Origin of the sequence: Trinickia caryophylli, assembly GCF_034424545.1 — a bacterium.
Taxonomy (GTDB): domain Bacteria; phylum Pseudomonadota; class Gammaproteobacteria; order Burkholderiales; family Burkholderiaceae; genus Trinickia; species Trinickia caryophylli.
In genome coordinates, this window is sequence record NZ_CP139971.1 from 725,649 (window position 1) to 747,357 (window position 21,709).

Sequence of the window (21,709 nt, forward strand, 5' to 3'; positions counted from 1 at the left end):
AAACGCGCTGAGGCCAGCCTCGCCCGGCGCGGCATGCGTCTTTAACGGTGACATCCGCATTTGCGGGAAAATAGCGGACGTCAGGTCTTCGAGAGCCACTCCGCCCCATGTCGTCCCCATCCCCCCAGCCCGGCTGGTTGCAGCGAGCAATCGTCGAGCGGGCTCGCCACGCGCTTGCGTGCGGCGCGCTGCAGCCGATCGAGACCTCACTGGCGACGATCGACGACGGCGGCGTGCGCTTCGCCGTGCGGCAGGTGTCGAGCCTCGTTCGCAAGGCCCGCGAACGGCCGGCCGCCCGCGGCGATGACTTCGATCCGTTCCTGCCCTACGATCCGGATCTGTTTGTCGCCGATCTTTCGCCGACGCACGTCGCCTTGCTGAACAAATTCAACGTCATCGACCATCATCTGTTGATCGTCACGCGTGCGTTCGAAGATCAGGAAACACTGCTCGGACTGGCCGATTTCGAAGCGTGGAATCTGTGCCTGCAGGCGCTCGACGGCTGGCTCGGCTTTTACAACGGTGGCGTGCAAGCAGGCGCCAGCCAGCGGCACAAACACATGCAAGCCGTTGCGCCGGCGCTCGGAGAGGCCGGCATGCCACTGCCCATCGCGCCGCTCCTCGATGCCGCGCCGCGAGACGGCCGCGTCTGCACGGTGGCGGGGCTGCCTTTCGCCCATGCTTTTTGCCGCCTTACGTCCGAGCGCGGCGAGGCGGCGCCGGCGATGCTCGCGGCCTATCGCCGGCTGCTCGACACGCTAGGCGTGAGCGCGCTCGCCAGCCCCGCCGATGCGCGACAGAGCGCGCCGTACAATCTGCTCGTCACATCTCGGTGGATGCTCGCGGTGCCGCGCACGGCCGAAAGCGCCGAAGGCGTCGCGGTCAACGCGCTCGGATTCGCCGGCTCGCTGTTCGTGCGCGATGCGACGCAGATGGAAGCCGTCCGCCGAGTCGGTCCACTGCGGCTTTTGCAGCGCGTGGCCCGCCCGCTCGCCGGCGGCAACCGTGGCAGCAGCGGCGGCTGAGGCGAGCGTCGATGCAACCGCGTTCGCGCCGCTTTCCACGAGCTCCTCGGGCTACCCTTTTTGCCGTTTCTTCATTCTTTTCGGACTCCTCATCGATGCGCTTTCTCGACATGGCCGGCAGGCTTCGACTGAGCCTTGCCGCCCTGTGCCTCGCGCTGGGCGCGTGCGCCACTCAGCCCTCGCCCACGACCAGGCAGGCCTATACCGATCCGATCGCGCTCTATCCGATGGCCGCCTATGACCAGAACGTCGATCGGTGGATCGACCCATCGAGCCCCGGCTATGACAAGCCCTTCCTCGGTGCCGCCGATCAGCGCCGCCACCTGGATGCGCTCTACGCGCGTTACTTCGGCACCCTGGCGCGCGACCCGTCCCCGTGGAACGCGGCGTTCATCGACTCGCGAGTCTACGTCAAGCACGGGGAGGACATCGTCGACCTTCAGCTCCGGCGCATCGGCCGGTACGACAACGAAGGCAAGGCCGACAAGCGCATCGGCTACGGCCAAAACTATCGCCCTCATACATCGGCCTGGATCGATGCAATCGAAACGAACATGGATATCGCGCAGTTCACGCGCGCGCCGCACTACGTGCCGGACGCACGGTCGATCGCTGTCGACAACCTGCTCGTTCGCGAGTTGCCGACCATGGACCCGTCGTTCTTCTCGCATACCCTCGCGGGCGAAGGCTATCCGTTCGACAACCTGCAGGTATCGGGCGTGCGCCCCGGCACGCCGCTCTATGTGCTCGGGCGCAGCGCCGACCGGGCATGGGCTTATGTGCAAACGCCCGACGTGCAGGGTTGGGTTCAGGCACGGGGGCTCGCCTCGATCGACGACGCGTTTGCCAACGACTGGCGTCGCGCCGCGCGCGCTTCATGGGGTGCCATCATCGCGGCATCGGCCGCCGTCACCGACGAGAACGGCGTATTCCGCTTCGAGGCACCGGCGGGCACGCTATTGCCGCTAGTGAACGCAACGGCCGCGGCGACCACCGCAACCGCCAGTGCGCCCGCAACACCCGCCACGGCACCCGCCGCCCGCTACACCGTGCTGGTCCCCGCGCGCGGCATCGATGGTCACGCTGTCGCACGCCGCGCCCATCTTACGGCCAACCAGGTCGCACCGATGCCGCTTGCGGCCACGCCGCGCCATTTGGCGCAGCTCATCAAGGCGCTGATCGGGCGGCCCTACGGTTGGGGCAACACGGGCTTCTACAACGATTGTTCGTCGGAACTCCAAAGCATGTTCGCCGCTTTCGGGATCTGGTTGCCACGCCACTCGTCGACGCAAATGAGCGCCGGCCACATGACCGATCTGTCGGCCGACACACCCGCCGAGCGCGTCGATTACCTGCTTCGCCATGGAGAGCCGATGCGCACGCTGATATACATCGGCGGCCACGTCATGCTCTATCTGGGACCGATTCGCCGCGACGGCCAGACCGTCCCGCTCGTGTATCAGGACATCTGGGGACTGCGGCCCGCGGACGACAGCCGGCGGGCCGTCATCGGCGGCTCGGCGATCCTGCCGCTCTTATTGAGGATTCCCGAGGATCCCGCGCTGCAATCGCTAGCGGGCACACCCACGTTCCAGATGAGCGTCATCGGCTCGCCGAGCGGCTCGGCACCGGCCGCCGACGAGGAAAACCCCGCAGGCTGAGCCGAATGCCGAGCGCGGCGGCGCCGCCCTTGCCCGTATTGCCCACTGGCTTACTGAGGCAGCGTTTCGCCGCGCGTCTCGGGCGCGAACGGAATGATCGCCAGACCGATGACGAAGGCGACGGCGGTCAGCGCAACCGGCAAGCCGAGCGTGTGGGTGTGCAGCACGGCGGCACCGAGCGCGAAGTTGACGCCAGCGCCTACGAAGCGTCCGAGCGAAGTGCAAAACGCAAAGGCGGTCGCCCTGACGCGCGTCTCGAACTGCTCGGGCAGCCAGAGGCTGAAGAGTGCGAAGTTGCCGCCGAAAAAGCCCAGCGCGAACAGCCATGCGATGAACGGCGCGAGCCCGTTGGGCAGATAGAATGCCCAGCCGAAGCTGCCCGCGATCGATATCGCCATGCCCGCAAAATAGACGGCGAGCGTCTTCTTGCGGCCGATGCGTTCGGCGAGCGGCGGCAACGCGAGGCAGCCGAGAATCGTGCCGATCGACAGCAGTCCGGTCGCAAGCGAAGCCGTCTTGATCGCGTCCGCTTTCGACATGCCGGAACGCATGGCCAGTTGGATGACGGCGGAGGGCTCGTAGACGGCGCCAGCCCAGAGACCGACGATGGCGATCGTCAAGAGCGCGCAGGCCACCCAGGTGCGGCGCCGGTAATGCGCACCGAGGATTTCGCGCAGTGGGCGCGCCGGCATCGCGCGCGCCTCGGCCTTCTTCCATTTTTCCGGCTCCTTCACGCGCAGCAAAATGATGATCGCAAGCACGACCGGCACGGCACCCGTGAGGAACATCGCGCGCCAGCCGAAGTGCACGCCGACCGTATAGTTGAGCGCGGCGGCGAGGAAAAAGCCCGCGTAATAGCCGGTCTGCAGATAACCCGCGCCCATCTTGCGGCGGTCCTCGGGCCACGCCTCCGCCACGTACGTGCCGGCGAGCGCCCACTCGCCTCCGATTCCCACGCCGGCCAGGAACCGATAGGTCCCGAGTTGCCAGACATCGTGCGCGGTCGCGGCCAACCCCGTGAAGATCGCGAACGTGAAGATCGTGCCGGCCAGCACCTTCGTGCGGCCGAATCGATCGGCCAGCGGCCCCCAGATGAACGACAGCCCCCATCCGACCAGAAACAGCGCGAAAAGGATCGATCCGGCGAGGCCGATGTTCGCCGGTGTAGCTTCGTAGCCCGAGCGCGGCAGCAGTTCCGTCAGGGCGGGCGTCAGCACGAGTGCGTAAATAAACGAATCCATGCCGTCGAGCGTCCATCCTGCCCATGCGCCCCAGAAGCCCGCTATCTGCGAGCGATTGAGCGGCGTGCGATGTCGTGCCGCACGCGCGCTTTCCGTCATTGAGCTCATCTCACTCCTCCGAAAATCCGGTTTGGACAAACACGTCTTCCAACGTCGTGCCGCGCATCCGCGGCGCCGCGACGGGCTTCGGGCCGCTTCGCGTCCCAGGGTTTGCCCGCTTTCTTATCGAATATTTTGTATATAATATCGACCACTATGGATCAAGCAACGAATCGTTTTCCCTTAGACGAGGCCGACGCGCTGCCGCTGGCCATCGCCCCGGCGGCGCCGCGAATGAGTGCGGCGAAAATGGTGGCCGACGCGCTGCGCACTGCAATCGTCGAAGGCACGCTCGCGCCGGGGGCACCGCTGCGACAGGACGCGGTTGCACGGCATTTCTCTGTCAGCGCTATTCCGGTGCGCGAGGCCTTGCGCCAGCTCGAGAGCGAGGGCTGGGCGAAAGTCGAGCTGAACAAGGGCGCCACCGTGGCGCCGCTGTTAGCCGACGAAGCGCGCGAGATCTACGAGATCCGCGCCTCGCTCGAAAGCCTGGCGGTCTCTCTGGCCATACCGGCTCATACGGAGGCGACGCTGCGCGTAGCGCAAAGCCTCTGCGACGCCGCGCGCAACGAGCCGGATCCGGCGCTTTACGTCGCGCGCAACGAAGCGTTTCATATGAGCCTGTACGCCCCGGCGGCAAGGCCGCAGCTGATGGAGCTGATCACCACGCTTCACCGCCGCGGCGAGCGCTATTTGCGCGTGAAGTTCGGCCTGCCCGACCGCAAGGACGTATCGGACCGCGAGCATGCGGCGATCTTGCGAGCCGTGCGCCGGGGCGAGGTGGCAACGGCGCAGAAATTGCTGACCGAACACCTGCTCGATACGGGCGAGCTGCTTTATCGTATGCTCGCCGAAGGCAGCTCCGACGCGGGGCGTACCGGCGCCAAACGCGCACGCGAGCGGCGTGCGGCCTCCGCGTCCCACTCGAAGAAGGCATGACCCGCCCCATTTTCGCGATCGAATCCGCATGCCCATGAACACGACCATCGATACGCCCGCCGCCGCCCGGTCCTGGACGACCTTGCGCGACGAGAAAGCGCGACGGCTCGCGCTCGTCGAACCCTGGCTCGAAGAGGGCGTGCTGCCGCGCGCGCGCATCGTCGACGCCCTGCAGGCGCTCGTGTGCCCCGGCGACCGCGTCGCGCTCGAAGGCGACAATCAAAAGCAGGCCGACTTTCTCTCGCGCGCCTTGGCGCAGGTGGAGCCGAAGAAGGTGCATGACGTGCATCTGCTGATCTCGAGCATCAGCCGTCCCGAGCATCTGACGCTGTTCGAGCGCGGCATCGCGCATCGCGTCGATTTTTCGTTTGCCGGGCCGCAGAGCCTGCGCGTCGCGCAACTGCTCGAAGACGGCCAACTCGAAGTCGGGGCGATCCATACCTACGTCGAGCTGTACGCGCGCATGTTCGTAGACCTCACGCCGCGCGTGGCTTTGCTGTGCGCCGAGCAGGCGGACCGTCACGGCAATCTGTACACGGGGCCCAATACCGAAGACACGCCGACGATCGCCGAAGCGGCCGCATTCCGGCACGGCATCGTAATCGTTCAGGTGAACGAGATCGTCGACGAACTGCCGCGCGTCGACATTCCCGGCTCCTGGGTGGATGTGGTGGTCGAGGCCGACCGCCCGTTCGCGGTCGAGCCGCTCTTCACGCGCGACCCGCGCCATATCGGCGACTTGCAGGTATTGACCGCGATGATGGTGATTCGCGGCATCTACGAGCCGTACGGCGTCACGTCGCTCAATCACGGCATTGGATTCGACACCGCGGCGATCGAGCTGATACTGCCGACATATGGCGCGGAATTGGGCCTCAAGGGCAAGATCTGCCGCAATTGGACGCTCAACCCGCACCCCACATTGATTCCGGCGATCGAATCGGGCTGGGTCGACAGCGTGCACTGCTTCGGCAGCGAAGTGGGCATGGAAGCCTATATCGCCGCCCGGCCCGATGTGTTCTTCACGGGCAGCGACGGCAGTCTGCGATCGAATCGCGTGCTTTGCCAGCTCGCGGGGCAGTACGGCGTCGATCTTTTCATCGGCTCGACATTGCAGATCGACGGCGATGCGAATTCCTCCACGGTGACGCGCGGACGGCTCGCCGGATTCGGCGGCGCGCCGAACATGGGACATGACCCGCGCGGGCGCCGCCATGCGAGCGAGGCATGGCTCAAATTGATGAGCCCGCAAGGCGCGAACGACGGCGGGGCATCGGGCATCGCGCGCGGACACAAGCTCGTCGTGCAGCTGGCGGAAACCTACAAGAAAGGCGGCGAGCCAACCTTCGTCGAAGCGCTCGACGCGGTGGCCGTCGGCGAAAAAAGCGGCATGCCGATCGCACCGGTCATGATCTACGGCGACGACGTCAGCCACGTCGTGACCGAGGAAGGCATTGCCTACCTGCACAAGGCGCAAGGCACCGAGGAGCGGCGCGCGGCGCTCGCGGCGGTGGCCGGCGTCACGCCCATCGGCCTGCGGGCCGATCCTGCCCGCACAGCGGAACTCAGGCGCCGCGGCATCGTCGCGTACCCGGAGGATCTCGGCATCCGCCGCGCCCAGGCCAAGCGTTCGATGCTGGCCGCGCGCAGCATCGACGATCTGGTCGAATGGTCCGGCGGGCTTTATGCACCACCGGCGCGCTTCCGGAGCTGGTGATGCGGCCCGGCCCGAACACGATGGGCGCGGCCAGCCTCGCCGCGCGCAACGCCGGGGAGACAGAGAACGCGCTCACCGCCAGACTCGCGTCGTTCGCCGTCGACGCGCTCGTCGAAGAGGCCAACCTCACACCGAAGCCCGCGCTCGTCGACCGGCGCGGCAGCGGTGCGCATCGCGACCTCGATCTCGCGCGCATGATGCGCTCGGCCCACGCCCTGGCACCCACGTTCGCCGCCTTGGCCCAGGCCAGCCGCACGCGCCGCCCCTCCGCCTTGCTGCGCACGGACCTCGCCGCCATCGGGCGGGCCGGCGAAGCCGACATGATGGCGGCCACGGGCGGCAGCAATACGCACCGCGGCGCGATCTGGATCGTCGGCCTGCTCGTTGCGGGCGCAACGATTTCGCACGATGCGCTGGGCACCTCGGATCCACAGGCAGTCTGCGGCTTCGGCGCGCAGATCGCCTGCTTTCCCGACTATGCGGCAACGGCGTCCGACAGCAACGGTTCGCGCGTATGCGAACGCTACGGCATAGGCGGTGCGCGTCGCGAGGCGCAGGAAGGATTTCCGCACGTACTGCACGCCGGCTTGCCCGCGCTCGTCGCGGCGCGGCGCCGGGGCTACGGAGAAAACGCCGCCCGCATCGACGCGCTGCTCGCCATCATGACCACGCTCGACGACACATGCCTGCTGCATCGCGCCGGCATGCCGGCGCTCGTCGCGGCCAAGCGCGGCGCGCGCGCGGTGCTCGATGCGGGCGGCAGCGCGAGTCTGCCCGGCCGCGCGGCGCTTTATCGGCTCGAACGCGAGCTGACCGCAATGAATGCTTCGCCGGGCGGCGCGGCCGATCTGCTCGCCGCAACGCTCTTCATCGACAAGCTGGTGCGCTACGGCACCGGCGGGAGACGAACCGCATGGAACATCTGACCTTCGACTATTCGGCCAAACGCGCGGTCAGGGCACGCGCGCACGTCGGCGTGGTCGGCTCGGGCGATCTCGAGATCCTGCTCTCGCCGAGCGACACGATGCAGGCCCGCGTGACCGTGACCACGAGCGTCGACGGATACGGGCACATCTGGAAGCACGTTCTCGATCGCTTCTTCTCGCACTACGACGGCGCGGCAACGATCGAAATCAACGATTTCGGCGCGACGCCCGGCGTGGTCGCCCTGAGGCTCGCCGAAGCCGTGGAGGCAGCCGAAGGCGCGCAGGCTTCGGGCGGCGCGTTGCAAGGAGAAACACCATGACCGACCGGTTCGACCCCGCGCCTTTCAACTCGCGCGAGAGCTTCATCGAACTCACGGCCCGCGAACGGGCGCGCGCCCTGCTCGACCCCGGCACGTTCCGCGAGCTGGTCGGTCCCTTCGATCGCATCATGTCTCCGTGGCTGCCGCTGCAAGGCATCGTCTGCCAGGCCGATGACGGTGCGGTCATCGCACGCGGCACGATCGACGGCGAGCCCGCCGTCGTCGCCGCGATCGAATCGGCGTTCCAGGGCGGCAGCATCGGCGAAGTGTCGGGCAGCAAGATCGCAGCCGCCCTCGAGCTGGCCCTGCGCGACTGCGAACGCGGCAGGCCCGTGCGCCCGGTCATCGTCTTCGAAACGGGCGGCGTCCGGCTGCAGGAGGCGAATCTGGGCCTCGCGGTCATCGCCGAAATCCAATCGGCCATCGTGGCGCTGCGCAAGCACGTGCCGGTCGTCGGCGTCATTGCGGGCATGGTCGGCTGCTTCGGCGGCATGTCGCTGGCGGCCGCGCTCTGCACGCGCCTCGTCATGACGCGCCAAGGTCGGCTCGGCATGAACGGGCCCGAGGTCATCGAACAGGAAGCGGGCATCGAGGAGCTCGACGCGAGCGACCGCCGGCGCATATGGCAGTTGATCGGCGGCGCACAGCGTGTCGCTACGGGATTCGCCGATGCCCTCGTCGAAGACGACGCGAGCGCCGTCGCCACGGCCGGGCACGTTGCATTCGCGCAAGGCGTACCGGCTCAGCACCGCAGCGAAGCCGTCGACGCCTATCTGTCGCATCTGGCCCAGGTCGATCCGAGCAGCATCACGCCTGAATCGATGCGCGCGATCTTCGAGGCCCGCGCCATGCCGCAGGCCGCTCAACACGAACCGGATACCGAGGAGTGCCGATGAACGACGCAGACCTTACCCGCGGCGCGCGCTGGCTGCGTGCGCTCGCCGGCCCATCGCTCACACCCGCCCCCGTGCTCAGCGCCGATGCCGCGCTCGGCGATACGCAGGCTCGCTTCATCGCCGTCGTGCCCGATGCCGCGAACCGCTTCGTGCGTGCGCGCGAAAACGTCGTGGGCCTGGAGCAAGGCTGGCTGCTCGCCAAAGCCGTGCGCGAGGCAATGGATGCGGATGATGGCGCGCAACGGCGGCGCCCCATCGTCGCCATCGTCGACGTCAAGAGCCAGGCATACGGTTATCGCGAGGAGATGCTCGGCGTTCACCTCGCCTGCGCCGCCGCGGTCGACGCCTATGCCGCGGCGCGGCAGGCCGGCCACCCTGTCGTCGCGCTCATCGTGGGCCCGGCCATGTCGGGCGCATTCCTCGCACATGGCTATCAGGCAAACCGGATACTCGCGCTCGACGCGCCCGGCACGATGGTCCACGCAATGGGCAAGGACGCCGCCGCGCGCGTCACGCGGCGCTCCGTCGAGGCCCTCGATGCGCTAGGCGAGAAAGTAACGCCGATGGCGTACTCGATGTCTGCGTTCGCACGGCTCGGGCTGCTCGATCGTCTCATCGAAGGCATCGATGCGGACGCGCCGGACGACGAGCAGATCGAACGCGTGCGCGGGCTGCTCGCCGAAGCCGTGGCGGGCATACGTCAGGCGCCGCGCGATCTCTCCTCGCATCGCCTCGCCTCGGATGCCGCGAAGCGCACGCGCGCGGCATCGATCGAAGTGCGGCGCCGGCTCGCCGAGCAATGGGATGCTGCTTGAGTGCACCGATGCATGAACCGCGGCCCCACGATCTGCTGAAGCTCAAGCGCTCGCCGCTGTCGGCCGACTCGCCGCCGTGGGCACACGATGCGATGCGCGCGGCGCCATTCGCGGTCGTTCGCCGCGCGCCGGCCGAGGGTGGCCGCGTGCCGATCGGCGTGCGCGGCTCGAGCCGCGGCGAGCGATTCGCCGCCTTCGCCGAACCCGAGGACATCGAAACGATCGTCCGCCCGCACGCGCTGTTGGGCATCGATGCGCCGCCCAGCCGCGCCGTGCTGGCGCCTTTCGCGCTGCTGCGCGCATTGCGCGACGCGGCGGTGTTCGGTGAACTGCGCTGGGGGCCGACCGGCAGTGCCGGTTTCGAGCTTGCAACGGCGCTGCCGACGATCTCCGCCGGTAGCGACCTCGATCTGCTCGTCGAGGCACCCCATGCCATGACGCACGACGAAGCGGCGCAGCAGCACGACGCGCTGCAGGCATGCGCGCGCGGTGCCGGCGTGCGCATCGACGTTCAGCTCGAAACGCCGTTCGGCGGCATCGCGCTGGCCGAGTGGGCTGCGCGCAAGCCCCGAACGATGCTGCGGACGGCCGGCGGCCCGCGCCTCGTCGAAGATCCCTGGCAAGGAGCCTGATGATGCTGGCCTGCCTCTTTCCGGGCCAAGGCGCCCAAAGCCCCGAGTTCTTGCACCGTCTGCCCCATCGCGCAGCGGTTCGGGCGACCCTCGAGGAAGCGTCCGATGCGCTCGGCGTCGACGTGATGACGCTCGATACCGCCGATGCGCTGCGCTCGAGCGTTGCCGTGCAGATCGCGCTCGTCGTGGCCGGCGTCGCGACGGCGAGACGGCTCGAGGACGAAGGCTTCGAACTCGCACTCACGGCAGGCCTTTCCGTTGGCGCCTACGCGGCGGCGGTGACGAGCGGCGCGCTCGCGTTCGCCGATGGCCTGCGCCTCGTGCGCAGGCGGGCGCAACTGATGGAGACGGCCTACCCGAGCGGCTATGGGCTCGCTGCCATCGAGGGGCTCAACGAGCACGAGGTCGAAACGCTGGCCGATGCCCTCGCGAGCGAGGAAGGAAAGCGCGTCTACGTCGGCAATGTGAATGCGCCGCGCCAGATCGTGGTAGCCGGTGCCAACGACGCGCTCGAACGCTTCGGCGAGCGCGCATTGGCGGCCGGCGCCCATCGGGCGAAACGGCTCGACGTAAGCGTGCCCTCGCATTGCGAGCTACTGGCGCAGGCCGCCGACGAACTCTCGGCGTTCGCGCGGGAATTGACATTTCGGGCGCCGCGCGCGGTCTACGTCGCCAATCGGAACGCGCGCGCGCTACGCACGGGCGACGCCGTACGCGAAGACCTCGTGACCAACATGCGCTACACCGTACGGTGGTTCGATTCCCTGACGGCACTCGTGGAAATGGGCGCGACTGTCTTCGTGGAAGTCCCGCCCGGCCAGGTGCTCACTTCGATCGCGCAAGTCTCATACCCGGAAATCCCGGCGCTGTCGGCCTGCGCCATTCCTGACGAACGGCTGATTCCCCTCTTGCGCAAACGGCTGGCGCCCGGGCAATGACCCGCCGTCGATCCCGGGCCCTCCCGGGTCCTATTCCGAGGCTCGATTTGCCAGCGGCTCTACGCAATCTTGAACTCGATGTGGCCGAACCCGTCTATTTCGCCATGCACGACGGCGGGCTCCCTGGTCCAGAACACCGGCGTATAGGAGCCGGTCGTGAGCATCGTGCGGGCCGGAATGGAATGACCGGTCTGCAGCACACGACCGACGAGCCAGGCGACGAGCCGGCGCGGGTCGCCGGCCGGATGTTTCGCGCGCCCACTGAAAACCTCATGTTCGCCGCAACGCAAGCGAACCTGCGGCGTGCAGAAGTCGAAGTTGCGATCGTAGGGCCGGGTATCGCCGATGACGAGCGCGCCATTGTTCTGCAGATCGGCCAGTTGCAGCAGCGGGTCGACGTTCGGCCAGCTCGCGTAGCGGCTATCGACGACTTCGACCACTACCGACATCGTATCGATGGCCTCCAGCGCCTCTTCCGGTCGCTCGGTGAATGTATGGTCGACGTCGACGGCGAAGCTGAAAGCAATTTCGAGCTCGAGCCCCACGCGCGCGTAGTCGTTCAGGCGTATGCCGGTTGCGGCGCCGACCACTTTGCGCGCCGGCAGCGGCGCGCATTGCGGCTCGGCCGTGGGGGTGCCCGCCCCGATCTTGTAGCCGGCGCATCCGCCCAGCTCCGCGAGCACCAATTGCTGCACGACGTAAGCATGCTCGACGTCGGCGGGTTTCAACTCGTCGAGTGCCGCCGCGCCGATCGGCCTGTGCGTGCGATGAGCTTCGATAAGGCGCGCAGCGAGCGCTTGCGTCGGGGTCATGGTCTGCGTCTCCTTTGTTGCGATGGCCGGCGACGGGGTGGATGCGGCATCGGTTCGTCGTCAGCATACGCCCGGTGCAAGCCGCGGGCCAACGCGCCCCATGGCCGGAACGCGGTTGGCACAAAGTCGCGCGCGGCTGCCGACCGCTTCCGGCTCGGTGCTCAGAACTTGTGGCGCAGGCCGACGCGCCCGACCACTTGCCGCGACGTACCGGACAGATCGGCCGCGCCCGGCACGTAGGCCTGATCGAGGCTCGACCCGGTCGAATCGCCGGCCACGCGCTGGTACGCGCCCTGGATATAAATGTCGGTACGCTTCGAGAGGTTGTAGTCGGCCATCAGCCCAAAGGAGTGGATCCGCGGCTTCGCGGTGCCGAGTGTCGTGCTGTAGCGCTCGAGCGTGTAGACGTACTGCGCGCCGAGGTACAACGCCGGCGTGAGCTGATACTTGCCGTTGATCTCGAAGTTCTGGAAGCGGATCGAGCCCACGGTTGCACCGGCGAGCGGGCCGGTGATCGGCGCAATGGTCTCGCCCGTGACCGTCTGGTTCAGATAGCCGTTGGCCGTCGGGTCGCGCACGTCCGTATTCGTATAGACGAAGCCCGCCGTCGCGGGCCCGAATGTGTAGTTGACGCCGCCGCCGAAAATGCGCAGCCGGCTCGCGACGAAATCGGTATCGCCGCCGTTGCCGATCGCCCCGCCGGCTGTCGCCGACGGGTTGTTGGCCTGCAGATAGGCCGCGGCCACGAGCAGGCCGCCGCTCGTGTACTGGCCACCGAGGCTGTACTGGCGGTTGTTGGCAAAGCCCGTGCTGTTGCTGAAGCTGTATGTTCCGCCGAAGCGCAGGCCCGAGAGGTCCGGGCTCGTATACTTGACGGTGTTGTTCACACGGAACGTGTTGTCGGTGTTGTCGTTGTCGTAGGGGTGCGAAAACAGCAGGCCGCCCCAACTGCCGTTGGCGGTGGCGGGTGCGAGAAAATCGACGACCGAGTCGTACTGACGGCCGAACGTGACCGTGCCGTACCGATCGGACGCAAGCCCCACGTAGGCCTGACGGCCGAACATGAGGCCGCCCTGGCCCAACCGCCCGTTGTTGACGTTGAAGCCGTTTTCCAACTGGAACACCGCCTTCAGCCCGCTGCCGAGATCCTCCACGCCCTTCAGGCCCCAGCGGCTACCTTGCACCAGGCCGCTTTGCAACTCGTACTGATGACTGCCCAGCACGTTGTTGGTGAAATCGAACCCCTCGTCGATCAAGCCGTAAAGCGTGACACTGTTTTGCGCCATGGCGGGCGCGGCAAATGCCGTCAGCACCGCGAGCGATACGATGTGTTTTTTCATTTGAACCCTCCCGGCCGTCCGATCGCGAACCGTTTTTCGATTTTTTTTCGCCACCACCAACGCTTCACTCCGGCCACCATCCATACCGCGATCATCTTTGCATGACAAAACTGGCGCGTCCATGCTCGTTCGCTCTTTCAATACCCACATTAGGGGCGGCCGCCGACGATCGGCCGCCGAAGCAAATCCGCCATTGACTCGACCCAACGCAATCAGTGAATTCCCTAAGACGAAAAACCGTCATAATCGGCGCTGGACGCGGCGCACGCGGCGCACGCGGCGCGGGCCGGGCCCGGCCGGCAGCCCCGGCGGCACGATGGCGCACGTTTATGCACGTTTATTTTTCAGCGCCGCCATGCATCAATCGCGGTCGCAAAAAATCGCGGTAATGAACGGGGCGACATGATGCACGATTGCGGGACTTTGCGCAGCGGTGACGGTAGCCTGCACCTTCTCGGTCGAGCCCCAGACCACCGCGCCGTAAGCGGAGCGGGAAAGCCGCTTGCCACTGCCCTTGCGAAAGAGCGGATCGTCGTCCTCGTAGCCGACGACCGCGAATACCCGGTAGCCGAAGGCATGCAAGTCGGCCCCCTTCGCCAGATTGAACGCATTGATGTAATTCGATTCGACGCGCGAGGGCTGCGGATCGATCAGGTTTTCGTCGATGAGCTTGCTGATGAAGGCATGGGCCGAGACGGTGCAATGCAAGGGATCGTCGAGCGAGCCCGCATGCCCGGCAGCGGGCAGCGCGGTCGAAACGAGAAAAACGGCGGCAGTGACGAATTTTTTCATGGCGGAGGCCGGAGTCAATCCTATTTGGCTTCGGTTCAGGCACCGGACGGCTGGAGGCAAAGCCGATGCCCGATCCCGCTGAAAACGTGCGGAGGCTGGCACTGTACCGCCTTTCCCGCCCCCATGCCCACGGGATTCGACTCGCACGCGAATCTCGCCCCGAATCTTGTCCCTGTTGGCGTGCGCGGTTCGAACGCGTCCTGGAACAAAACCGTATATATTTCTGCGGATGGAAAATTCTACTGACACGGATGCGTGCTATGCGGAGGCCGCAACGCCCCCCGCGCCGCGTACCTGGGACGCACGGCTGGCCCGCTGGCTCGTCACGCCGCTCAAGAACACCCGCGTCGTCCCGAACCACCTGACCACGCTGCGCCTCGCCGTCGGGCTCGCAGGCGCCTATTGCCTGGCCCAGGGCGGCTTCGCGTGGGCGAACGCCGGTGCCCTTTTCGTCGTGCTGTCCAACTTTATCGATCATACGGACGGCGAACTCGCGCGCATCAGCGGCAAGTCCAGCAAGCTCGGCCATTTCTACGACCTCGCGAGCGACGCATTCGTCACCGTTGCGCTCTTCGTGTCGATGGGCATCGGCATAGCCGCGCGTGGGGAGCAGCAGCTTATGCCGATCGCACTCGGCACGCTCGCCGGCGTCGCCGTGGCCCTCATCTTTTACCTGCGCATGCGCATCGAATCGTTCGCCGGCAAGGCGGGCACGAAGCAGGCCTATGCCGGGGGCTTCGAAACCGAAGACGTGCTCTATCTGCTGCCGCTCGTCACGCTCGCGGACGGTGTCCAGCCGTTCGTCCTCGTGGCGGCGATCGGCGCTCCGCTTTTTGCCGCGTGGGTCGTGTTCGACTATTGGCGCATCGTGCGTCGCGGCCGGCCGGGCCAGCAAGGCACCGAATTGCGGATGTCCCGATGAACTCGCAGGCAATCGGATGGAGCGCGCCCGACTTGCGCGCCAAATCGGATAACGGCGGTGCGGATAACGGCGGTGCGGATGCCGGCGGTGCGGGACTCGAAAGCAGCTTGGCGGCGCAACTGGGCCAGCTCGACGCGAATCGGCTCGAAAAAGACTTCGCCGAGCAAGGCGCGTTTCTCTACCTTCAGGATTTCCTCCCTGCCGACGTCACGTCCCGGCTCGCCGAAATCGCGCGGGCACTGCTGCCCGCCGTCAACCGCAACTACCTGCCGGGCCATAAGCAGGGCGGCAGCGTAAGCCGGCATACGCTCGATAAGCTCGCGCCGTTCGTGGCCGAGCTCTATCGTTCGCCGGCGCTTACGCGGTGGCTCGAAGCGATCACGGGCGACAAGCTGCTGCCGTCTCCCGAGGACGATCCGCACGCGTACGCGCTCTACTACTACACGCGCCCCGGCGATCATATCGGCTGGCATTACGACACGTCGTATTACGAGGGCCGCCGCTATACCGTGCTTTTCGGCGTGATCGACGATTCCTCCTGCCGGCTCGACTACGAGTTGCACACACGCACGCCCGGCCGCGCCCCCGTGCCGGGCTCGGTGCAGTATCCGCCCGGTGCGATCGTGCTGTTCGACGGCGACAAGCTGCGGCATCGGATCACGCCGATGGGCGCCGGCGAAATGCGCGTGTCGCTGACGCTCGAGTACGTGACCGATGCGCACATGCGACCATGGCGCCGGTTCATCTCGAACATGAAAGACGCCGTTGCCTATTTCGGCTTTCGCCAGGTGTTCGGCAAGTCGAACGCTCCGGCCGGCGGTGGAGGACACGGCGCATGACGCGCGCCGCCATGGCTTTGCTGACGCTCGGCACGGTCGTATTCGTCGCGCTGCTCGCGTGGCAAGGCGTCGGTGCCGTGGCCGGCGCATTGGCCGCCGCCGGCTGGGGGCTCGCGCTCGTCGCGGCATTCCACGTGGTCCCGCTCGCGATCGACGCCGGGGCCATCCGGGTGCTCGCGCCGCGCAGGACCACGTTCAAGGACACGATGTTCGCCCGCTGGGCCGGCGAATCGGTCAACAGCCTGCTGCCCGCCGGCCAGCTCGGCGGGCCCGTGCTGATGGCGCGCCATCTCGCGCAGCGCGGCCTGCCGCTTCCGCGCGCGGCCGCGGCCATTACCGTGAGCACGACGATGCAAGCGTTCGCGCAGATCGTGTTCGCACTCATCGGGCTTGCGGCCTTCGCGGCGGCGGCCACGAGCACGCATCATGCGACGGCGGGCGTGCGCACCGCCACGCTCGTCGCGAGCGCGGTTCTTGCCGTGGCGATGATCGCGTTCTACGTTGCGCAGCGGCGCGGTCTTTTTGGTGGCTTCGCCCGGCTGGCATCGAAGGTATTCGGAAAACCCAATGCCGCACTGGCGGCGCGGGCCGACGCGATCGACGTCCGCGTGCAGGCGCTTTACCGCCGCCAGTGGCGCGTTGCCGCGACGTTCGCGGTGAGCCTCGTCGGCTGGATCGTCGGAACCGGCGAGGTGTGGCTCGCGCTGCGCTTTCTCGGGCATCCGGTCGGCTGGGCCGAAGCGCTGCTGCTCGAAAGCGTCGGGCAGGCGATCCGCGGCGCGGCGTTCGCCATCCCCGGCTCGCTCGGCGCACAGGAGGGGGGCTATCTGCTGCTCGGGCCGCTGGTTGGCCTCGCCCCCGAAACGGCCCTTGCACTCTCGCTTGCCAAGCGGGCTCGCGAACTCGCATTGGGCTTGCCAGGCATCGCTTATCTGCACTGGAGCGAGCGGAAGTGGCAGCGCCGGCGGGTAGCCGCCCGGTCGTAGCCACGGGCGGCACCCGGCCGAAGATCATTCAGCAATATCAGCAAGTTCAGCAAGTCTAGGAAGGAGAACGACAGATGCGAGCGATCATCCTCGCGGCCGGGCTCGGTCTGCGCCTGCAGTTGCCACCCGAGCAACAATATCCGAAATGCCTGCTGCGCTTCGAGGGCACAACGCTGCTCGAGCGCCATCTGCGCGCGCTGCGCGCCGCGGGCGTGGACGACATCGTCCTCGCGCTCGGCTTCGAGCCGCGGCAGGTCGAGGCCGAACTCGAACGCCTCGCCTGGCAGCCGCTGCCCGAGATGATCCACAACCCGCGCTACGACCTCGGCAGCGTGCTGACGGTGCATACGGTCGCCGATGCGATGACGCGCGGCGGCGACGTCCTGCTGATGGATGCAGACGTTCTCTACGACGAAGCGATTCTGCGTGCGCTCGTGGCCGGCGCGAGCGCGGACCGGCTGCTGATCGACCGCGATTTCGAAGCAGGCGACGAGCCCGTGAAGCTGTGCGTGAGAAACGGCGTACCCGTGGAGTTGCGCAAACAGCTCGCGGTCGGGCTCGACTACGACACGATCGGCGAATCGGTCGGCTTTTTCCGCTTTCGCGAGCAAACCGCGCGCCGTCTGGCGCAGATCGTTGCGCGCTATGTCGACGAAGGGCGCTCGAACATGCCGCACGAAGAAGCCGTGCGAGATCTGCTGCTCGAAAGCGGGCACACGTTCGATATCGCAGATGTGACAGGCATGCCCTGGATCGAAATCGACTTTCCCAATGACGTGAAGCGCGCAGCCGACGAAGTGCTGCCGCGCCTCGCACCGGTAACAGGGGTTACACGATGAACGCACGCGAACCGATTCCATTTACCGACGCAAGCTCGCGCTTTACGCGGCTGCGGGACATGCTCGTCGGCAACGAGCTCGAATTCATCATGGAAGCTCATAACGGCTTGTCGGCGCGCATCGTGCGTGAGGCGGGCTTCAAGGGCATCTGGGCTTCGGGCCTCGCCATTTCGGCGCAATTCGGCGTACGCGACAATAACGAAGCAAGCTGGACGCAAGTTGTCGATACGCTCGAATTCATGGCCGATGCGAGCGACCTGCCGATCCTGCTCGACGGCGACACCGGCTACGGCAACTTCAACAACGTCCGTCGGCTCGTGCGCAAGCTCGAGCAGCGCGGCATCGCGGGCGTGTGCATCGAAGACAAGCAGTTTCCCAAGACGAACAGCTTCATCGGCTCCGAGCGCCAACCGCTCGCCGACATCGACGAATTCTGCGGCAAGATCAAAGCCGGCAAGGATTCGCAGACCGAAGAAGATTTCTCGATCGTCGCACGCGTGGAAGCCTTGATTGCAGGATGGGGCATGGAGGAGGCGCTCAAGCGCGCCGAAGCCTATCGCGTCGCCGGCGCCGATGCGATCCTGATCCACAGCAAGCTCTCGCGCCCCGACGAAATTCTTACGTTCGCGCGCGAATGGGCCGGCCGCGCGCCGCTCGTCATCGTGCCGACGAAGTACTACAGCACGCCGACCGAAGTCTTCCGGCAGGCCGGCATCAGCCTCGTGATCTGGGCAAATCACCTGATTCGCGCGGCAGCGTCGTCGATGCAGCTCGTTGCCCGCGAAATCCATGCGAGCGAGACGCTCGTGAACGTCGAAGAGCGCATCGCGAGCGTCGACGAGATCTTCCGCCTGCAAGACGCCGAGGAGTATTCGGCGGCCGAGCGGATCTATCTGTCGGCAAGCCGCCAGGCGTCGTCCGCGGTCGTCCTGGCCGCGAGCCGCGGGCGCGGCCTCGAGGCCGTGACCGAGGACAAGCCGAAGGTCATGCTGCCCGTCGCGGGCAAGCCGCTGCTGCGCTGGCTCGTCGATGCCTTCAAGCAGCAAGGGGTCAACGACATCACGGTCGTCGGCGGCTATCGCGCCGATGCGATCGATCGGGCCGGCATCAAGCTCGTGTTGAACGAGCAGCATGCGCACACGGGCGAACTCGCGTCGCTCGCCTGCGCGATCGACGGCATCTCGGGCGACGCCGTGATTTCGTATGGCGACCTGCTTTTTCGCCATTACATCCTGCGCGATCTCGTCGAGAACGATGCGTCGTTCACCGTCGTCGTCGATTCGTCGATCTCGCAGCCTTCGAACCAGAGCGTGCGCGATTTCGCCTATTGCTCCGCGCCGGACGATCGCGCGCTCTTCGGCCGCAAGACCTACTTGCAGCGCATCCGCAGCGGCGCGCCCGGCGATCAGCCTGCCAATGGCCGGTGGGTCGGCCTGCTCGGCGTTCGAGGCAACGGCGCCGAGCGCCTGAAGTCGATGCTCGCGGAGCTGAGGCTGCAGCCCGATTTCGATACGCTCGACATGCCGGCGCTCATCAATGCGCTGATCGATGCCGGCGAGCGCATCGAGGTGCAGTACGTGCATGGCCATTGGTGCGGCGTGAACGATCTGGAGGACTTCCGCCGGGCCGGCGACTTCGCTCATGCGCAAACGCCGCTCGGCGCCGCGCCCCAGGGCAGCGGAGCCGAGCGATGATCGAAGCGGCACAGTTCGTCGAGGCGGCACGCCGTCATGGCTTCCAATGGTATGCCGGCGTGCCCTGCTCGTTTCTCACGCCGTTCATCAACTATGTGCTGCAGGATCCGGCGCTGCACTACGTGAGCGCCGCCAACGAAGGCGACGCGGTGGCGTTCGCCGCCGGCGTGGCGCTCGGCGCGCGCAACGGCCTGCGCGCCGTGACGATGATGCAGAACTCCGGACTCGGCAATGCCGTGAGCCCTTTGACGTCGCTCACCTGGACGTTCCGGCTGCCGCAGTTGCTCATCGTGACGTGGCGCGGCGAGCCGGGCGTGTCCGACGAGCCGCAGCATGCGCTGATGGGGCCGATCACGCCGACGCTGCTCGAAACCATGGACGTTCCGTGGGAGCCCTTCCCGCGCGAAGCCGAAGCGATCGAGCCCGTACTCGCACGTGCCGTTGCGCACATGGACGCGACGGGCCGCCCCTACGCGCTCGTCATGCAAAAAGGCAGCGTGGCCCCGTATCCGCTCAATGCCGCAGCAGCCACGCCGCGCCGGCTTTGCACGCCGGAAGCCCGTTGGCTCGGCACGACCGGCGAGGCATTGCCCACGCGCCAGGATGCCCTGCGGCGCGCGATCGAGCTCACGCCGGCGGCCTCCACGGTCGTGCTCGCATCGACGGGCTTTTGCGGCCGGGAGCTCTACGCGCTCGACGATCGCGCAAACCAGCTCTACATGGTGGGCTCGATGGGCTGCGTGACGCCGCTCGCGCTCGGCCTCTCGCTCGCGCGGCCCGACCTGCGCGTGATAGCACTCGATGGCGACGGCGCGGCGCTGATGCGCATGGGGGCTTTCGCGACGCTCGGCACGTACGGACGCGGCAACCTGCGCCACCTGCTGCTCGACAACGGCTCGCACGATTCGACCGGCGGCCAGGCCACGGTCTCGCCGCATATCTCGTTTGCCGGAGTAGCGGCCGCGTGCGGCTACGCGCGCGCGATCGAAGGGGACGATCCAGGCATCGTCGACGAACTGCTTGCTGGCGATATACGCGGCGATGCGGCAGAGGGGCCGCACTTCGCGCGTCTCACGATCCGGCGCGGCACGCCCGATGGGCTGCCCCGCCCCACGGTCACTCCCGCCGACGTGAAAACGCGGCTCATGCGTCATATCGGAGCGAGCTGATGCTGCTACTGAATCCCGGCCCCGTCACGCTGACCGAGCGCGTTCGGAAAAGCCTGCTGCAAACGGACCTCTGCCACCGCGAAAGCGAGTTCTACGATCTTCAGGACGAGGCGCGCAAGCGGCTGCTGGATGTCTACGCGCTCGATCCCGCCCGCTGGTCGGCTGTGTTGATGACCGGCTCGGGCACCGCAGCCGTGGAAAGCATGATTGCGGCACTCGTGCCCGGTGACGGCAAGCTGCTCGTCGTCCAGAACGGCGTGTACGGCGAGCGGATCGTCAGCATTGCGAAGCAATATGGCATCGCGCACGAAGCGCTCGTGCACGAGTGGATGGACGCGCCCGACGCGGCGCGCGTGGCGGCGCAACTGAAGGCCGACCCGACAATCACGCATGTGGCCGTCGTCCATCACGAAACGACCACGGGCCGCCTGAACGATCTCGGGGCCTTCGCGCGCGCGTGCCGCGAGCACGGCGTGCGGCTGCTCGTCGACGCGGTCAGCAGCTTCGGCGCCGAAGCGCTCGATTTCAGCGACGAGGGGGCGATCGCCGCCGTGGCGGCCACCGCGAACAAGTGCCTGCACGGCGTGCCGGGGGCAGCGTTCGTGGTGGTGCGCCGCGATGCGCTGGAAAAGGCCGCAAGCCGCACCTATTACCTCGATCTCGCCCGCCTTGCGCGCCTGCAGGATCAGCGCAATACGCCGTTTACGCCGTCGGTGCACGCTTATTACGCGCTGGTGGAGGCGCTGCGCGAATTCGCCGAGGCTGGCGGATGGCGTGCGCGCCACACGCACTACGCGGCATTGGCCGAGCAAGCGCGCGCAGGGCTCGCCGAACTCGGCATCGCGAGCGTGCTGCCGGCCGCTCAGTCGTCGGTCGTCTTGCGCGCCTACGATCTGCCTCGGGGAACGACGTACGAGCAACTGCACGACGCACTCAAGGCGCGCGGTTTCGTCATCTATGCGGGGCAAGGCGGGCTGTCGAGCCGGCTTTTCCGCATTTCGACGATGGGCGCGATCGGTGCCGCGGATATCGAACGACTCCTGCAGGCATTTCGCGACCTGCTTCGATAAAGCCCGGCAACGGGGCGGTCGGCGGCAAACGGACTGA

At 67.0% G+C, this 21,709-nt stretch carries 21 protein-coding genes; 17 read left to right on the top strand and 4 right to left on the bottom strand.

Annotated features, from left to right (window positions below):
- The first annotated feature begins 107 nt into the window (after window positions 1-107).
- Together U0034_RS22455 and U0034_RS22460 are read left to right on the top strand one after the other, a co-directional pair.
- Window positions 108-1,025 carry an ATP adenylyltransferase family protein gene (locus tag U0034_RS22455; RefSeq protein WP_085224629.1) on the top strand — a complete coding sequence of 306 codons (918 nt, stop codon included), beginning with the start codon at window positions 108-110 and terminating at the stop codon, window positions 1,023-1,025.
- A 95-nt stretch (window positions 1,026-1,120) separates the two neighbouring features.
- A complete protein-coding gene (locus tag U0034_RS22460) occupies window positions 1,121-2,686 on the top strand; it encodes an SH3 domain-containing C40 family peptidase (RefSeq protein WP_233211838.1) in 1,566 nt (521 codons plus the stop codon).
- Between the two features lie 50 nt (window positions 2,687-2,736).
- Here the strand turns inward: U0034_RS22460 and U0034_RS22465 are convergent, their stop codons facing one another.
- Window positions 2,737-4,035 (bottom strand): MFS transporter, encoded by a 1,299-nt coding sequence (locus U0034_RS22465; RefSeq protein ID WP_085224627.1) that lies wholly within the window; start codon window positions 4,033-4,035, stop codon window positions 2,737-2,739.
- 147 nt (window positions 4,036-4,182) lie between these two features.
- Between U0034_RS22465 and U0034_RS22470 the strand changes: the two genes are divergently transcribed.
- Genes U0034_RS22470 through mdcH form a run of 8 tightly spaced genes read left to right on the top strand, consistent with a single transcriptional unit; the run spans window position 4,183 to window position 11,209 of the window.
- Window positions 4,183-4,965, top strand: coding sequence for a GntR family transcriptional regulator (locus tag U0034_RS22470; RefSeq protein ID WP_085224625.1), 783 nt, complete (start codon window positions 4,183-4,185; stop codon window positions 4,963-4,965).
- A gap of 34 nt (window positions 4,966-4,999) precedes the next feature.
- Window positions 5,000-6,682, top strand: a complete 1,683-nt coding sequence (gene mdcA / locus U0034_RS22475; RefSeq protein ID WP_085225405.1) for a malonate decarboxylase subunit alpha — start codon at window positions 5,000-5,002, stop codon at window positions 6,680-6,682.
- The gene (locus tag U0034_RS22480) at window positions 6,682-7,608 is read left to right on the top strand and encodes a triphosphoribosyl-dephospho-CoA synthase (protein ID WP_170151688.1); all 927 of its coding nucleotides are present in this window, start codon (window positions 6,682-6,684) and stop codon (window positions 7,606-7,608) included. The genes mdcA and U0034_RS22480 overlap by 1 nt, the downstream gene beginning before the upstream one ends.
- The gene (locus tag U0034_RS22485; protein ID WP_085224623.1) at window positions 7,596-7,928 is read left to right on the top strand and encodes a malonate decarboxylase subunit delta; all 333 of its coding nucleotides are present in this window, start codon (window positions 7,596-7,598) and stop codon (window positions 7,926-7,928) included. The genes U0034_RS22480 and U0034_RS22485 overlap by 13 nt, the downstream gene beginning before the upstream one ends.
- Window positions 7,925-8,824, top strand: a complete 900-nt coding sequence (locus U0034_RS22490; protein ID WP_085224621.1) for a biotin-independent malonate decarboxylase subunit beta — start codon at window positions 7,925-7,927, stop codon at window positions 8,822-8,824. Before U0034_RS22485 ends, U0034_RS22490 begins: the two co-directional genes overlap by 4 nt.
- Window positions 8,821-9,639 (top strand): biotin-independent malonate decarboxylase subunit gamma, encoded by an 819-nt coding sequence (mdcE, locus tag U0034_RS22495; protein ID WP_085224619.1) that lies wholly within the window; start codon window positions 8,821-8,823, stop codon window positions 9,637-9,639. The genes U0034_RS22490 and mdcE overlap by 4 nt, the downstream gene beginning before the upstream one ends.
- A gap of 8 nt (window positions 9,640-9,647) precedes the next feature.
- Window positions 9,648-10,271 carry a malonate decarboxylase holo-ACP synthase gene (locus tag U0034_RS22500; RefSeq protein WP_102622894.1) on the top strand — a complete coding sequence of 208 codons (624 nt, stop codon included), beginning with the start codon at window positions 9,648-9,650 and terminating at the stop codon, window positions 10,269-10,271.
- 2 nt (window positions 10,272-10,273) lie between these two features.
- Complete coding sequence (mdcH, locus tag U0034_RS22505; protein WP_085225401.1) at window positions 10,274-11,209, top strand: malonate decarboxylase subunit epsilon; 936 nt, start codon at window positions 10,274-10,276, stop codon at window positions 11,207-11,209.
- A gap of 59 nt (window positions 11,210-11,268) precedes the next feature.
- Here mdcH and U0034_RS22510 read toward each other — a convergent pair whose 3' ends face one another.
- The 3 genes from U0034_RS22510 to U0034_RS22520 form a co-directional block, all read right to left on the bottom strand.
- Complete coding sequence (locus U0034_RS22510) at window positions 11,269-12,021, bottom strand: hypothetical protein (RefSeq protein WP_085224614.1); 753 nt, start codon at window positions 12,019-12,021, stop codon at window positions 11,269-11,271.
- A gap of 161 nt (window positions 12,022-12,182) precedes the next feature.
- On the bottom strand, window positions 12,183-13,361 hold the full coding sequence (locus U0034_RS22515) for a porin (protein WP_085224612.1): 1,179 nt from the start codon (window positions 13,359-13,361) through the stop codon (window positions 12,183-12,185).
- 360 nt (window positions 13,362-13,721) lie between these two features.
- Window positions 13,722-14,153 carry a hypothetical protein gene (locus U0034_RS22520; protein ID WP_085224609.1) on the bottom strand — a complete coding sequence of 144 codons (432 nt, stop codon included), beginning with the start codon at window positions 14,151-14,153 and terminating at the stop codon, window positions 13,722-13,724.
- A gap of 229 nt (window positions 14,154-14,382) precedes the next feature.
- Here U0034_RS22520 and U0034_RS22525 point away from each other — a divergent pair, with 229 nt between their 5' ends.
- From U0034_RS22525 to U0034_RS22555, 7 genes are all read left to right on the top strand, one after another.
- A complete protein-coding gene (locus tag U0034_RS22525) occupies window positions 14,383-15,075 on the top strand; it encodes a CDP-alcohol phosphatidyltransferase family protein (RefSeq protein WP_085224608.1) in 693 nt (230 codons plus the stop codon).
- Window positions 15,072-15,914, top strand: coding sequence for a HalD/BesD family halogenase (locus U0034_RS22530; RefSeq protein WP_233211837.1), 843 nt, complete (start codon window positions 15,072-15,074; stop codon window positions 15,912-15,914). The genes U0034_RS22525 and U0034_RS22530 overlap by 4 nt, the downstream gene beginning before the upstream one ends.
- Window positions 15,911-16,900: a lysylphosphatidylglycerol synthase domain-containing protein gene (locus U0034_RS22535; protein ID WP_085224606.1), complete on the top strand. Its 990-nt coding sequence runs from the start codon at window positions 15,911-15,913 to the stop codon at window positions 16,898-16,900. The genes U0034_RS22530 and U0034_RS22535 overlap by 4 nt, the downstream gene beginning before the upstream one ends.
- Window positions 16,901-16,974: 74 nt before the next feature.
- Window positions 16,975-17,739, top strand: a complete 765-nt coding sequence (locus tag U0034_RS22540; RefSeq protein WP_085224604.1) for a phosphocholine cytidylyltransferase family protein — start codon at window positions 16,975-16,977, stop codon at window positions 17,737-17,739.
- Entirely contained in the window at window positions 17,736-19,433 is a 1,698-nt protein-coding gene (gene aepX, locus U0034_RS22545) for a phosphoenolpyruvate mutase (RefSeq protein ID WP_085224602.1), read from the top strand. The genes U0034_RS22540 and aepX overlap by 4 nt, the downstream gene beginning before the upstream one ends.
- Entirely contained in the window at window positions 19,430-20,602 is a 1,173-nt protein-coding gene (aepY, locus tag U0034_RS22550) for a phosphonopyruvate decarboxylase (RefSeq protein ID WP_085224600.1), read from the top strand. Before aepX ends, aepY begins: the two co-directional genes overlap by 4 nt.
- A complete protein-coding gene (locus tag U0034_RS22555; protein WP_085224598.1) occupies window positions 20,602-21,672 on the top strand; it encodes a 2-aminoethylphosphonate aminotransferase in 1,071 nt (356 codons plus the stop codon). The genes aepY and U0034_RS22555 overlap by 1 nt, the downstream gene beginning before the upstream one ends.
- Window positions 21,673-21,709 lie beyond the last annotated feature (37 nt).